Here is a 13,802-nt window from a genome sequence, read left to right on the forward strand (position 1 = left end):
GTGCTACAAAAGCAAAGTTCAGACGCACAACCCGACTATGTTCTCAAGCTGCGGGAACTTGAAGCTAATTGGCGAGCAGAAATAGAGAGTGAGGGGGGCGCATTCATTCCAGATGGCATCGTTTCCCAAGAGCATTGGGTTTCTGCCAGAAGGAAGGTTTTGTTCATTCTGCGCGAGACAAATGATTCCAAGGGGGATGTGAGAGAGTCTATTTCCCGGTCCGCGACACACAAGAAGACGGGATGGCGTGGTGGCAGGAGTAAAGTTCTCGCCCGGGTTGGGCGATGGGCTTATGGATTGCTAAATTATGATGGAGAGATCCCGCCGTTTGAACTTGCGCGGCAAAGCGAATTTGAAGCGCCGTTGTCCGTTTCATACATAAACGTCAAGAAGATTACCGGAACGGCGAGAAGCAAACCCGAGGAAATCAAATATCACGTCACCCGCTATGGCCATTTTTTGCAGGCGCAGATTGATGCGATTGCGCCCGATATTGTGGTTTTGTGTGGAACCTATCGGGTGGTGAAAAAATATCTTTTCCCTGACATGAAGAAAGTCAGCCATCGCGTACATTGTGACAATGGGCGGATATTCCTGAATGTCTATCATCCCAGCCATTTTGCACTAACATCAGAAGCATTCTATTTGCAGGCGTTGAACGCTTATCACCACCATGTTTCTGCTCATACGGCGAAGCCCGGAGAATAATCCTTTTAACCCTTCCAAACTGGCAATTCTTCGCATGTGCAACATATGATCAGGGTGGGCGAGGCCCGCGAGTGAGATGACGCAGGAGTTGGCATGAGCGAGAGTGCGAAGAAGTCGACGGCGAAGAGTAAGACCAAGGCCAAGGTTAACGGGAACGGCAAGGCCAAGAAGCCGCGCAAGCATATCAGTCTGGCGTTGCAGGGTGGCGGGTCGCATGGGGCGTTTACGTGGGGAGTTCTGGACCGGCTGCTTGAGGATGAGGAAATCACGGTTGAGGCGATTTCGGGGACTTCGGCCGGGGCGATGAATGCCGCGGTGGTGACGTCGGGCTTTGCCAAGGGCGGCTATGAAGGGGCCCGGATGGACCTTGAGACATTCTGGCGCGCGGTATCGGAAGCCGCCCGGTTCAGCCCGCTTCAGCGCAGCCCGATGGATATTCTGTTTGGCAACTGGTCGCTTGAAAACTCGCTGGCTTATATGTGGCTTGATATGAGTGCGAAGATGTTTTCGCCCTATGACCTGAACCCGGCGGGGGATAATCCGCTGGCCGCGATCTTGAACGAGGTTGTCGATTTCAGGGCGCTTAATGAAAGCCCGGCCAAGCTTTTTGTCACCGCGACCAATGTTGAAACCGGGCAGGGGCGGGTGTTTCGCAACCCGGATATCACGGTTGATGTGCTGCTGGCATCGGCCTGTCTGCCGACGATTTACAAGGCGATTGAAATTGACGGGGTGCCCTATTGGGACGGCGGATATTCCGGCAATCCGAGCCTTGGGCCGCTGGTGCGCGAATGCGGGTCGGATGACACGATCCTCGTGCAGATCAACCCGGTCAAACGGCCCGGTGTGCCGAAATCATCACGCGATATTGCCAATCGGCTCAACGAGGTATCGTTCAACAGCAGCCTGATGAAGGAGCTTCGGATGATTGCGATCCTGCGCCACGATGCGCCGACCCATGCGTGCGAGGCCAGCAAATGGGGCGCGATGCGGATGCATTGCATCGCAAGCGATGTGATGCTGGAGCTTGATCAATCCTCCAAACTCAATGCCGAATGGGATTTCATGACCATGCTGCGCGACAAGGGGCGCGAGGCGGCGGCGAAGTTTCTGCGCAAGCATCGTGGCGATATTGGCGAGCGGCCGACATTGGACCTTGATCTGTTTGCGCCGGATTGACGGGTGATTTGGCGGGCCGGGCCGGAGGGGCCTCTCGCGTGGCTCTCCAAGCTGTGATCGGGGCTTGATTTCCGGTTTCGGGCAAAGGCGGGTACACCGGATGGAAAGATCAATCCGGAGATAAGCAGATGTTGAAATCGGTTGTTATGGGCGGCGGGATTGCGATGGCGATGCTGGCGGGGTTTGCCGCCCCGTCGAAGGCCGCCCCAAAGGTTATCGAGATCACGCAGGTGCCCTGCCAGTTTCTGGAGCCCGAGGGCACCAACCATCGTTACACCAGCACCAAGAAAGCCGATTGCGTTGCGATCAATAACGAAAGCGGTGATGCGCGGGTGGCAAAGGCTGGTGAAATGACGCTGCCGCCCGGTGATTACATTTTCCGGGTCGCCAATGAGGGCGTGCCCTATGAGGTCGGTTTCTGGCTGCGCGACAAGGATTATGACTGGACCGACAAGATTCTGAGCAAGAAGATTTCGGTGTCGGGCGGCGGGTTGCTTAAGGGCAAGACCAAGGATTACGCGGTGACGCTTGAGCCCGGTGAGTATCTTTATAGCTGCCCGCTTAATACCACGCCGAATTACAGGCTTGTGGTGAAGTAAGCGTTTTTCTGCCGCCTCCCTGAAGACCCGACTGGCAGGTTTGAAGACGTCTCCCCCCTGATCTGACCTGCCGCAAAACCCGCATATGCCCCCACATATGCGGGTTTCTTTTGTTTGCGCGAGGTGCGGGCGGGGCGTAGTCTGAACCCCGCCATCCTTAACAACGCCCCGGATCGATATGCCCCAAAGCGAGCTTGAAAAAATGAAGGCAGGGCAGTGGTATAGCTGCCTTGACCCGGAACTTGATGCCATGCGGGCACGCGCCCATGAGGCGGTGCATGAACACAGCACCCTGCCGCCAGCGGAACGTGGCAATATCGCGCCAAAGCTGCGCGCGCTGTTTGCGCAATGTGCCGAAGACGTTCGGATCGAAACGCGGTTTCATTGCGCATACGGGGTCAATATCCACCTTGGGCGCGATGTGTTCATCAATGTCGGCTGCACGATCCTTGATACAGCTTCGGTGATCATCGGTGATCATTCAATGCTGGGCCCGAATGTGCAGATTTACTGCGCGCAGCATCATAAGGACCCGGAGCTTCGAAAGCAGCATCTTGAAATCGCGCTGCCGGTGACGATTGGCCGAAATGTCTGGATCGGCGGCGGGGCGATCATCCTGGCCGGGGTTTGCATCGGCGATGATGCGATTGTCGGCGCGGGTGCGGTGGTGACCAAGAATGTCGCGCCGGGCGTCACGGTGGTCGGCAATCCGGCGAGCGTGATGGGGGATAGGGCGTAACGCGCCCTGCGTCCGCACACAAAAAAACGGGCGGGGAAAATCCCGCCCGCAAGGTTCGGCTTCGTATCCGGCAAGAAATTCGAGGGAAAATTTCAAAGGATTTTTCAGGCCGTTCGGGAGATCGCGTGCGTCGATCAGGAAATATCGTCAGACCCGGCAACCCGTTTGCGGCCGGTGATCATGGCGCGGACAAGGTTTTCGTGGTGACGCAGGCTTGCCAGCAGCACCCCGCCGATATGGACCAGCACAAGAGCAAGCAGCGCATTGGCAAGGAATTCATGGGTTTCTTCGACCCAGTCCACCCCCCAGAAGGCGTCGGTGGTATACATCCAGCCGGTAAGCGCACAGCCGATCATGCCGATGATCAGGGCGACAATCATCGCAGCCCCGGCCGGGTTATGGCCGATATAGCGGTTTTCGCGGCCGGTGATGATATCCTTAAGATAGGCCATCACGACGGACGGGCGGCGGATGAATTGGGAAAAACGGGCATAGCGTGACCCGATCAGACCCCAGATCAGGCGAAAGGCAATCAGGCCGCCGGCGGCATAGCCGGCCCAGTGATGCAGGGCATCCCATTCATCGGCCGTGATCCAGGCGATGGCGAAACTTGCCGCAAGGCCCCAGTGAAAAATACGGACCAGCGGGTCCCAGACTTTTACCTGCATCGATCAAGTTCCTTTTTGCGGATTGCCCCGGTGATCTTCGGGTGGGGAGCTTCATGATCACCGGAGCGGGGGCAACGGGGTGCGGTTCGAGAAGGCCGCAATCAGTCTTCTTTGGTTTTGACGGCTTCGAAGGTTTTCGGGTTGAAATAGGCTTCAACGCGTTTGCCATCCGGGGTTTTGGCGTAAACTTCGTAGCAGCCGTCTTCGGTTTTGATTTTCTTGACGGTCCAGCCATCGGCTTTCAGCTTGGCCTCAAGGTTTTCCATCGGCTGCCATTCGGCTTTGGGGACGTTGCACAGATCATCGCTGGCGCGTGCCGGGGCGGATTGCAGGGTCAGGGCGGCACCCGCCAGAAGGGCAAAGGTCAGTGCCGCAGCAGAGGCAGTCGGGAAAAGCATTCTTTTCATTGTCGGGGTCCTTTAAGATCACGTTGAAACGGTCATGGTTGGCGTATCGAATGGGGTGATCCTGACGCGGTTTGCTGACAGGAAGCTGAACGGGGTTTGGTCCGGCCTTCAGGTTGTTGTCAGCTTTGCACGGCATATCTGCCGGTTTGGGATCGTATTCGAACGGGAAACGGGGACGCGGGGCGCGATGCGGATTTTGCTGGTGGAAGACGAACGTTATCTGGCCGAGGCGGTGCGCGACCATTTGCTGGCGTCGGGGGATGCGGTGGATATGACCGACAGTGTGGTCGAGGCCGAGATCATGTTGCGCGGCACACCTTATGATGTGCTGTTGCTTGACCTGAACCTGCCCGATGGCAAGGGGATTGATCTTTTGCGCGGCATGCGCCGTGCGGGCAGTGTGACGCCGTGCATCATCCTGACCGCGCAGGACCAGATTTCAGACCGGATTGCCGGGCTGAATGCCGGGGCGGATGATTATCTGGTCAAGCCGTTTGACCTGCATGAGCTTTCGGCACGGTTGCTGGCCGTCGCGCGGCGTTATTCGGGCAATCCGAACCCGTTGATCCGGCTTTCGGGGGATAACGGTGGTGCGATCGAGGTTGATCTTGCCAGCCGGTCGGTTGTGATCGACGGGCAGCAGACCGATCTGACATCACGGGAATGGGCGGTGCTGGATCAATTGCTGCGCCGTCCGGGCGCGACCTTATCCAAGGCACAGCTTGAAGAAGCGCTTTATGAATTTGGCGCGGAAATCGAAAGCAACACGGTCGAGGTTTATATCAGCCGCCTGCGGCGCAAGTTGGGCAAGGCGGTGATCCATACCGTGCGTGGCGTTGGTTATCGCATTGAAGGATGATCCGAACTTATGAGCAAGATGGCCAAAAACAGCCTGCAATTCATGCTGGCCCGGCGATTGACGGTGACGGTCAGTGTTTTCTGGCTGGCGGGGTCGGTTCTGGCCGGTTACAGCATGTATCACGAAATGCAGGAAGCGTTCGATAACAGCCTTGTCACCACGGCCTATCGCTATGCGCCGCTGATTGATGATTATCTGCAACGCCATGATGGCGGGAGTGCGCAGGAAGTCCTGCCAAGCCCGGCCAAGGGCGAAATCCGCACCGAAGATCACGGGGATGGCGACGGGGACGAGGAACTTGGCGAGGATTACCTGATGTATCAGGTGCGCGATGGCGGGGGAGCGCTTTTGCTCCGGTCCTATAACGCGCAGGAAAATCCGTTTGAAGCCCCCCTGATCGAAGGATTTTATAACGAGCAGGATTTCCGCATTTATACCGCCGTCCTTCTGGGGGGCATGCGGGTTATTCAGGTGGCAGAGCCGCTTGAACACCGGCGCGAGGCGCTTTTTGAAAGCGTGATGGCGCAGTTCCTGCCGATTGTGCTGCTGATCCCGGCGGTGATTATTGGCGTGATCGTGGCGCTCAGGCGGGGGTTAAGCCCGGTGTTGCGCGTCCGCGATGCGATCGAGGAACGCGGCGAGGGCAATCTGCAGCCCCTTGAACTCGACGATGCGCCCGAGGAAATCAGCACCATCGTCACCGCCGTCAACCGGCTGATGGAAAAGCTTGATGCTGCACTCCGTGCCGAGCGGACCTTTACCGCGCATAGCGCGCATGAATTGCGCACCCCGATTGCCGCGGCGCTGGCGCAGACGCAGCGGCTTCTGGCGGAATTGCCCGAAGACCATCCGGGGCGCATCCGCGCCCGGCAGACCGAGGAAAGCCTGAAACGGTTGTCACGGCTATCAGAAAAGCTTTTGCAACTGGCCCGCGCCGAGGCCGGGGTCGGCACCAGCCCGACCGGGGAAAACCAGAAACTGGGCGCGACACTGGGGCTTGTGATTGATGATCTGGAACGGGTGGCCGATGGGGCGGGGCGCATCGCCTTTGACGCCAGATCGGCAACCGCGCTTTCGGCCAATATCGATCACGATGCCTTTGCGATCTGCATGCGCAACCTGATTGAAAACGCGCTTAAACATGGCAGCGATCAGGAAAAGGTCATGGTGGAGGTGATTGGCAGCGACACGGTCAGGGTTTCGAACGCGGGCGATGCGGTGCGGCCCGAAGACCTTGATGACCTGACATCGCGGTTCAAACGATCCAATACCAAGGCCAGCGGGGCGGGGCTTGGCCTTTCGATTGTCAAAACCATCGTTGGCAATATCAATGGCGAGCTAACACTCCATTCCCCGCGCCCCGGCAAGCCGGATGGCTTTATGGCGGAGTTGCGGTTGCATCAGAGTTGAGGGGATGACCCGATCCGAAAAGCCCGGCAAGTGATTGCCGGGCTTTTTGTTTGGCGGGGAAAAACAAGGGGGCGAGGCCATGCTAGGCCTGTGAAAATTGGGTTAGTCGGGGAGCCGTGCCGTTTTGACAAGTCCCGGTTTTCTGCCAATGTAAACGTTTCAAATGTTCATAAAACGGCAACAAATGCGTTATCAGACTGACTTGTAACTTGCCTATGGTGGGGGCGTTACAGGAGTTCTGGTATGTCGTCAAAACCCACCATGCGCGATGTGGCGCGCAAGTCCGGTCTTTCGATTGCGACGGTATCGCGCGTGATCAATTACCCCGGCGAGGTTCCGGCGGAAACCGCCGAAATCGTGACCGCGGCGGTGCGGTATCTGAATTACCGGCCCAACATCAATGGCCGCCGGTTGAAGATGACCCATACCCGCACGGTGGGCGTTCTGGTGCCGACCCTTGCCAACCCGGTTTTTGCCACATCGGTTCAGGGGATCGAGCAGGAAGCCAATGAAGAGGGGCTTACGGTTCTTCTGACATCGTCAAACTATGATCCTGAACGCGAAATGGGGGCGGTTTCAGCGCTTTTGAACAATCGCGTCGATGGGTTGATCCTGACCCTTGCCAATGCGGATAACAATCCGGTGGTGGATTTGCTGCTGGCCGAGAAAATCCCGTTCGTGTTGCTGTTTAACCAGCCGGAACGCGCCGATATCGCCGCGATCAGTGTTGATAACGCGCAGTCGGCCTTTGACATCACCAACGCCATGATTGCCAAGGGGCACCGGTCGCTTGTGATGGTGGCCGGCCAGTTTGAAAGTTCGGACCGGTCGCGCCAGCGTTATGACGGATTTTGCCGGGCGCTGGATCAGGCCGGGATTGAGAAAAAGCATCTGGTGCAGGTGCGGTTTGGCGAGACCGATTTGGTGGAACCGCTGCGCGATTTGCTGTTGGGGCCGGATGCGGTCACGGGGATTGTCTGTTCGACCGACATGCTGGCGATTGCCGCGATCAGCGCGTGCCGGGCGCATGGGTTATCGGTGCCCGGTGACGTTTCGGTTGGCGGTATTGACGGAATTTCGGTGGGTGGGCTGATCACGCCAAAGCTGTGTTCGGCAGTTCAACCCACCCAGCAGATGGGCCGGCAGGCGCTTGCATTCCTGCGCGGCCTGATCAAGGGGCAGACAAACCCGCAGAGTTTGTTGCTGCCTCATCATCTAAGCGACGGGGACTCCATTGGATCAATCCGTGGATCATCCCGACGCCGTTCATCAACCCGAGTATAGGAAGATCAAAAGTGCGTTTCAAACAACTTGTCATGGGTGCGGCGTTTGCTGTTGCGGCTGCGCAGCCCGCCTTCGCCGAAGATGTTGCGATTTGCTATAACTGTCCGCCGGAATGGGCCGATTGGGGCGGGCAGCTTAAAAACATTGCGCGCGACCTTAAAATCGATGTGCCACAGGACAACAAGAATTCCGGTCAGACGCTGTCGCAGCTTCTGGCGGAAAAGGATAATCCGGTTGCCGATGTTGCCTATTACGGGGTTTCGTTTGGCATCAAGGCCAAAGAGGAAGGCGTTGTTGCCGATTACAAACCGGCCAATTTCGACAAGATCCCGGACGGCCTGAAAGACCCGGAAGGTGCATGGTTTGCCATTCATTCTGGCACGATTGGGCTGTTTGTGAATACCGAAGCCCTTGGCGGTGCGCCGGTTCCGCAAAGCTGGTCGGACCTTCTGAAGCCGGAATACAAGGGCATGGTCGGCTATCTTGACCCGTCAAGCGCGTTTGTCGGTTATGCCGGTGCGGTTGCGATCAACCGGGCGATGGGTGGATCGCTTGACGATTTCACGCCGGGGATCGAGTTTTTCAAAAAATTGAAGGCAAACGATCCGATCGTGCCGAAACAGACCGCTTATGCGCGGGTTCTGTCGGGCGAAATTCCGATCCTGATCGATTATGATTTCAATGCCTATCGTGCGAAATACAAGGACGAGGCCAATGTCGCCTTTGTCATCCCGACCGAAGGCACGGTTGCCGTTCCCTATGTCATGAGTCTGGTGAAAAACGGGCCGCATGCGGACAATGGCAAAAAGGTTCTGGATTATGTGATGTCGGATGCGGGGCAGGCCCATTGGGCCAATGCGTTCCTGCGCCCGGTGATTGCATCGGCGATGTCGCCGGAAGCATCGGAAAAGTTCCTTCCGGCCGCGGAATATGAGCGTTCCCAGCCGGTCGATTACGCCAAGATGGCCGAAGTTCAGGCCGGTTTTGGCGAGCGTTATCTGTCCGAGGTGCGGTAAGTGTCGTCGGTTGAACATATCAAAGAGGGGCGTTCGCGCCCTTCTTTCCCATTGTCTTTGTTGCCGCTTGTTTTTGGGCGGGCAACACCGGGGGCGGGTAGCCCGGCCATTCTGGCATTGCTGATGTTGCCCGGCCTGATCATCGTCGCGGCGTTTTTCGCGATCCCGATGGCGCTGGTGGCGATGCGGGTGGCGGATGGCCCGGATGGGCTTGCGACCTATTTCGTGATCCTGACAAATGAGCGTTATCTCGCCAGTTTGATCCAGACGCTTGTGATGTCGGGGGGCGTTACGGTAACGGCGCTTATTCTGTGCGGGATTTGCGGGCTGTTTCTGGTGCGTAACCGGTTTGCCGGGCGCAATGTGATTACGGCCCTTTTGACCCTGCCGCTCTCGTTTCCGGGGACGGTGGTTGGTTTCATGGTGATCATGCTGGCCGGGCGGCAGGGCGTGATCGGATCGGTCACGGATGCGCTTTGGGGCGAGAAGATCGTCTTTGCCTATGAGATCACCGGGTTGTTTGTCGGCTATCTTTATTTTTCGATCCCGCGGGTGATTTTGGCCGTCATGGCATCGGCCGAGAAGCTTGATCCGCAGCTTGAAGAAGCGGCACGGTCGCTTGGTGCGCCGACATGGCGGGTGGTGAAGGATGTGATCCTGCCCGGTCTTATGCCCGGTCTTGTGTCGTCGGGTGCGATCTGCTTTGCGACCGCGATGGGGGCGTTTGGCACTGCCTTTACGCTGGCGACCGATATCGATGTTCTGCCGATGGTGATCTATACCGAATTTACCCGAAACGCCAATATCGCGGTGGCCGCGGCGCTTAGCATCGCGTTGGGTGCGATGACATGGGCGGTTCTGGCCGCGGTGCGGGTTTTCGTTGGCAATGGTGCGACATCGGGCACCGGTGGGGGAGCGTGATCATGCGGCGTGACTGGAAATTTTACAGCCAGCTGGGTCTTACGATTGTGCTGTGCCTGTTTATCGTGGTGCCGGTGGTGATGTCGGCGCTTGCCGGGGTGACGGTCAATGTGTTCAAGGGGCTATCGTCGGGATTGACCCTGCGCTGGGTGTTTGAGGTCTGGGACCTTTATGCGCAAAGCATCCTGCTGTCGCTTGGCATTGCGATGGCGTGCCTTGTGGTGACATTGCTGGCAGGTGTGCCGCTGGCCTATGTGCTGGTGCGACGGCCCAGCCGGATGATGCGGCTGTTTGAGGAATTGCTGACGCTGCCGGTTGCCATTCCGGGGCTGGCATTGGCGCTGGCGTTGCTGATTACCTATGGCGGGGTCAGTGGATACAGATCAAGCTGGCTTTTCATCCTGACCGGGCATGTTTTGTTTACCCTGCCATTCATGGTGCGGTCGGTCGCAGCCGTGATGGCGGCGATGGATATGAAGATGCTGGAAGAAGGGGCGGCAAGCCTTGGTGCCGGGTTCTGGCGGCGGTTCTTTGGCGTCATCGTGCCCAATGCCAAGCCGGGTATTCTGGCCGGTGCGCTTATGGTGGTGACGCTTTCCATCGGGGAATTCAACCTGACCTGGATGCTGCATACGCCGTTGACCAAGACATTGCCGGTCGGCCTTGCCGATGCCTATGCATCCATGCGCCTTGAGATCGGCAGTGCCTATACCCTGATTTTCTTTGTTTTGATCATGCCGTTGCTGATTGCGATGCAGGCACTTGCCGACCGGGGCAAGCGCGCATCCAGACGCATCGATACGGCGGAGGATACGTTATGAGTACGCAGATCAGACTTCGCAATTGTGCGAAAACCTTTGCCGATGGCACACGCGCACTGGCCCCCTTTGACCTGACGATCGAGGGCGGGGAAACGATTGTTCTGCTGGGTCCGTCGGGATGCGGCAAGACGACGATTTTGCGCATGATTGCCGGGCTTGAATTTTCTGACGCGGGCGGTGTGATCAGCTTTGACGGGGATGATGTCACCCGCCAGTCGATTGAAAAACGCCGGGTCGGCATGGTGTTTCAGTCCTATGCCCTGTTTCCCAATATGACGGTGGCGGAAAACGTCGCCTATGGGCTTAAGGTGCATGGGGTGCCGGGCAAAGAACGCGATGCGCGCGTCGATGCGATGCTGGAAATGATGCATATCGATATGCTGGCAGACCGGCGGATTGATCAGCTTTCGGGCGGGCAGCGCCAGCGTGTGGCACTGGCGCGCGCGATTGCGGTGCAGCCGCGTGTTTTGTTGCTCGACGAACCCCTGACCGCACTGGATGCGAAACTGCGCGTAAGGTTGCGGACCGAGATCAATGCGCTTTTGCGCAAGCTTGGCATTACGGCGGTTTACGTGACCCATGATCAGGAAGAAGCCATGGCGCTGGGGGATCGGATTGTGGTGATGCAAAAGGGCGAGATCGCGCAGATCGGCACCCCGCGCGAGATTTACCGCAAGCCGCAAAACCCGTTTGTCGCCGATTTCGTCGGGGCGGCCAACCGGATGACAGGGCAGATGCGCGACGGGCGGCTGCATATCGGTGCCCATGTTTTTGATGCGGTCGATGCGTTTGATCCGCGCCACGGGGCGATTATCGATCAGGGTGCGGTGGAGCTTTATTTCCGGGCAGACGGGCTCTCGCCCTGTGATCTGGACGAGGCGCATTTTACCGGCCGGGTCGAGGCGGTTTCGTATCTGGGCGAACGGTTGCGTCTGACCGTGTCGGGGATCGGCCCGCAGGCGGTGACAATCGATACCCATGCCGATGACGTGATTGAAACCGGGGCCGATGTGCATTGCCGGGTCAATGCCGACCGGCTGACGGTTTTCCCCGCTGTTGCGGCCCATTCATAAGAACAAAAGAAAGAAATCAACAACATGCTGATTGCACAATTGACCGACCTGCATATCGGGGCGGGCCGCAGGCTTGCCTATCGCAAGGTGGATACCGCAGGCGCGCTTGAAAAGGCGGTTGCCCATGTGATGGCGATGGGGCCGCGCCCGGATGTGGTGCTGTTTACCGGCGACATTGGTGACCTTGGCGACCAGCAAGAATATGCGCTGGTGGCCGAAATCCTTGAAAAGCTGACGATCCCTTATTTCATGGTGCCGGGTAACCATGACCGGCGTGGGCCGCTTCGTGCGGCTTTCCCCGATGCAACCCCGGTCAAAGGGACGACGGCATTCGTCAATTACGTTGTCGATGATTTTCCGTTGCGCCTGATCGCGCTGGATACGCTGGATGAGGGCAAACCGGGTGGTGTTTTAGGGAAGACACAGCTTGACTGGCTGCGCGATGTGCTTCTGGACGGGGATGGGCGCGATTGCGCGATTTTCATGCATCATCCGCCGATCCGGACCGGGATTGCCCATATGGACGCGCAAAATCTGGGCGGGGGGGCGGACGAACTCGCCGCAATCGTTTCGGTGCATCGCGACCGGATCAAGGCGATTTTCTGTGGCCATGTGCACCGCCCGATCCATACGATCTGGGCCGGGGTGCCGTTGATGATCGGCCCGTCGGTTGCCCATCAGGTGGCGTTTGATTTGCGCGCCGATGGGCCATCGGCCTTTGTCATGGAGCCGCCCGCGATGCATCTGCATGTCTGGGATGCTGCGCAACACAGCCTGATGACGCATCTGGCCTATCTTGACCGGTATGACGGACCGCATCCGTTTTTCGGACCGGATGGGAAGCTGATTGTTTGAATGGTTGAACCAGGTGGGGCTAAGTTATTTCCCCACCCCGACCTTGATTGCGAGTTTGCGAAGCGGACCGATGCGGTTAAGGGCTGAAAGCCCGACATAGCGCAGATCGCGGAGCGTTTTGGGTTCGAACATCGAGGCGCGGTTGAGCAGATCAATGCCGCCAACCCGTGCGAGCGTTTTGGGAAGCTGTCTGCGTTCGTAGGATTTGAGCAACGTGGTCGCGCCGATATCGTCGCCCTTGAGCTTCGCCTTTGCCATCAGCTCGGCCAGGGTTTCGATGTCATGGAGGCTCATATTAAGCCCCTGTGCGCCAATCGGCGGGACGACGTGGGCGGCTTCGGCCACCAAGGCCAAACGGGCCGAAATCAGGCGCGACGGGACCTGTGATATCATCGGCCAGACCGCGCGCGGGCTTGCGACCGTAAGCGGGCCGAACATCGACATGGTGTCGTGGGTGATTTCAGCCGAAAGGGTGGCGTCATCCATATTGTAAAGCTGCTGGGCGCGGTCGGCCGGGGTCATCCAGACGACGGATGAGCAGGGTTTGCCATCAAGATCGGGCATGGGAACCAAGGTCAGCGGCCCGCCGGTGCGGTGGATTTCGGTCGAGATATTGTCATGCGGTTTGTCGTGGGTGACGACAAAGACCAGCGCACTTTGATCATAGGCCCAGCGGCGATGCTTGATTCCGGCAAATTCGCGAAGCGATGAATTGCGGCCGTCCGCCGCCACGACCAGCTTGGCGCGCACGGTTTCGCCGCCAGACAGGGTTGCCTCGCCATAGCGGGCAGTGCCGGTAAAGCCGGTGACGGTTGTGGAAAAGCGGAAATCGACATTGGGCAGCGTTTCAAGTTTCGCCATCAGCGAAACACGCGCGGCCTTGTTCGACACGTTCCAGCCAAAGAAGCCCTGCGTGGTTTCCGCGCCGTCAAAATCGGCGGTTTCACGCGGGGCAAGTTCATTGCCGCCGGCATCGACGATGCGCATGACGCGAAGTTCGGCACCCGTCGGTTTGATCGCGTCCCAGACTCCGGCCTTTTTAAGGGTTTCGATGCCCGGTTGCAGGAAGGCGGTGGTGCGCAGGTCCGTGCCTTCGCCAATGTCGGCGGGGGCGGGATCGACGATCATGATCCTGTGCCCGTCAGCGGCAAAGCGGGCCGCCGCACTCATGCCGGCGATGCCGCCGCCTGCAATCAGAATATCGGTTTCGATCATGTCTTTATCCCTGTTTTATTCGGGCTTCAAATCCGGGCGCAGTGTCGC

General features: G+C 58.2%; 15 protein-coding genes. 12 read left to right on the forward strand and 3 right to left on the reverse strand.

Annotation, left to right across the window (positions count from 1 at the left end; genetic code table 11):
- The 4 genes from TH468_RS20165 to TH468_RS20180 all read left to right on the forward strand — a co-directional run bounded on the left by TH468_RS20165 (position 1) and on the right by TH468_RS20180 (position 3,225).
- Positions 1–708 (forward strand): hypothetical protein, encoded by a 708-nt coding sequence (locus tag TH468_RS20165; RefSeq protein WP_139834772.1) that lies wholly within the window; start codon positions 1–3, stop codon positions 706–708.
- Between the two features lie 93 nt (positions 709–801).
- Positions 802–1,887, forward strand: coding sequence for a patatin-like phospholipase family protein (locus tag TH468_RS20170; RefSeq protein ID WP_085646238.1), 1,086 nt, complete (start codon positions 802–804; stop codon positions 1,885–1,887).
- 128 nt (positions 1,888–2,015) lie between these two features.
- Positions 2,016–2,486 carry a hypothetical protein gene (locus tag TH468_RS20175; protein WP_085646239.1) on the forward strand — a complete coding sequence of 157 codons (471 nt, stop codon included), beginning with the start codon at positions 2,016–2,018 and terminating at the stop codon, positions 2,484–2,486.
- Positions 2,487–2,664: 178 nt separating this feature from the next.
- On the forward strand, positions 2,665–3,225 hold the full coding sequence (locus TH468_RS20180; RefSeq protein WP_085646240.1) for a sugar O-acetyltransferase: 561 nt from the start codon (positions 2,665–2,667) through the stop codon (positions 3,223–3,225).
- A 134-nt stretch (positions 3,226–3,359) separates the two neighbouring features.
- Here TH468_RS20180 and TH468_RS20185 read toward each other — a convergent pair whose 3' ends face one another.
- Both TH468_RS20185 and TH468_RS20190 read right to left on the reverse strand, forming a co-directional pair.
- Positions 3,360–3,893, reverse strand: a complete 534-nt coding sequence (locus TH468_RS20185) for a cytochrome b/b6 domain-containing protein (protein ID WP_085646241.1) — start codon at positions 3,891–3,893, stop codon at positions 3,360–3,362.
- A 101-nt stretch (positions 3,894–3,994) separates the two neighbouring features.
- Entirely contained in the window at positions 3,995–4,300 is a 306-nt protein-coding gene (locus TH468_RS20190; RefSeq protein WP_085646242.1) for a PepSY domain-containing protein, read from the reverse strand.
- Between the two features lie 187 nt (positions 4,301–4,487).
- On the opposite strand from TH468_RS20190, the gene TH468_RS20195 reads away from it, so the two are divergent.
- The 8 genes from TH468_RS20195 (at position 4,488) to TH468_RS20230 (ending at position 12,539) form a co-directional block, all read left to right on the forward strand.
- Positions 4,488–5,159 carry a response regulator transcription factor gene (locus TH468_RS20195; protein ID WP_085646270.1) on the forward strand — a complete coding sequence of 224 codons (672 nt, stop codon included), beginning with the start codon at positions 4,488–4,490 and terminating at the stop codon, positions 5,157–5,159.
- A 9-nt stretch (positions 5,160–5,168) separates the two neighbouring features.
- Positions 5,169–6,569 (forward strand): ATP-binding protein, encoded by a 1,401-nt coding sequence (locus TH468_RS20200; protein ID WP_085646243.1) that lies wholly within the window; start codon positions 5,169–5,171, stop codon positions 6,567–6,569.
- 243 nt (positions 6,570–6,812) lie between these two features.
- Positions 6,813–7,853: a LacI family DNA-binding transcriptional regulator gene (locus tag TH468_RS20205; protein WP_085646244.1), complete on the forward strand. Its 1,041-nt coding sequence runs from the start codon at positions 6,813–6,815 to the stop codon at positions 7,851–7,853.
- A gap of 11 nt (positions 7,854–7,864) precedes the next feature.
- On the forward strand, positions 7,865–8,869 hold the full coding sequence (locus TH468_RS20210; protein WP_139834773.1) for an ABC transporter substrate-binding protein: 1,005 nt from the start codon (positions 7,865–7,867) through the stop codon (positions 8,867–8,869).
- Positions 8,870–9,790 carry an ABC transporter permease gene (locus TH468_RS20215; RefSeq protein WP_210402274.1) on the forward strand — a complete coding sequence of 307 codons (921 nt, stop codon included), beginning with the start codon at positions 8,870–8,872 and terminating at the stop codon, positions 9,788–9,790.
- Positions 9,791–9,792: 2 nt separating this feature from the next.
- Positions 9,793–10,611, forward strand: coding sequence for an ABC transporter permease (locus TH468_RS20220; RefSeq protein ID WP_085646245.1), 819 nt, complete (start codon positions 9,793–9,795; stop codon positions 10,609–10,611).
- Positions 10,608–11,684: an ABC transporter ATP-binding protein gene (locus tag TH468_RS20225; RefSeq protein WP_085646246.1), complete on the forward strand. Its 1,077-nt coding sequence runs from the start codon at positions 10,608–10,610 to the stop codon at positions 11,682–11,684. Before TH468_RS20220 ends, TH468_RS20225 begins: the two co-directional genes overlap by 4 nt.
- A gap of 24 nt (positions 11,685–11,708) precedes the next feature.
- Complete coding sequence (locus tag TH468_RS20230; RefSeq protein WP_085646247.1) at positions 11,709–12,539, forward strand: phosphodiesterase; 831 nt, start codon at positions 11,709–11,711, stop codon at positions 12,537–12,539.
- Positions 12,540–12,563: 24 nt separating this feature from the next.
- Here TH468_RS20230 and TH468_RS20235 read toward each other — a convergent pair whose 3' ends face one another.
- Positions 12,564–13,754 carry an FAD-dependent oxidoreductase gene (locus TH468_RS20235; protein WP_085646248.1) on the reverse strand — a complete coding sequence of 397 codons (1,191 nt, stop codon included), beginning with the start codon at positions 13,752–13,754 and terminating at the stop codon, positions 12,564–12,566.
- Between the last annotated feature and the right edge of the window lie 48 nt (positions 13,755–13,802).

This window comes from Thalassospira sp. MCCC 1A03138, assembly GCF_002115785.1.
In the GTDB taxonomy this organism is placed as follows: domain Bacteria; phylum Pseudomonadota; class Alphaproteobacteria; order Rhodospirillales; family Thalassospiraceae; genus Thalassospira.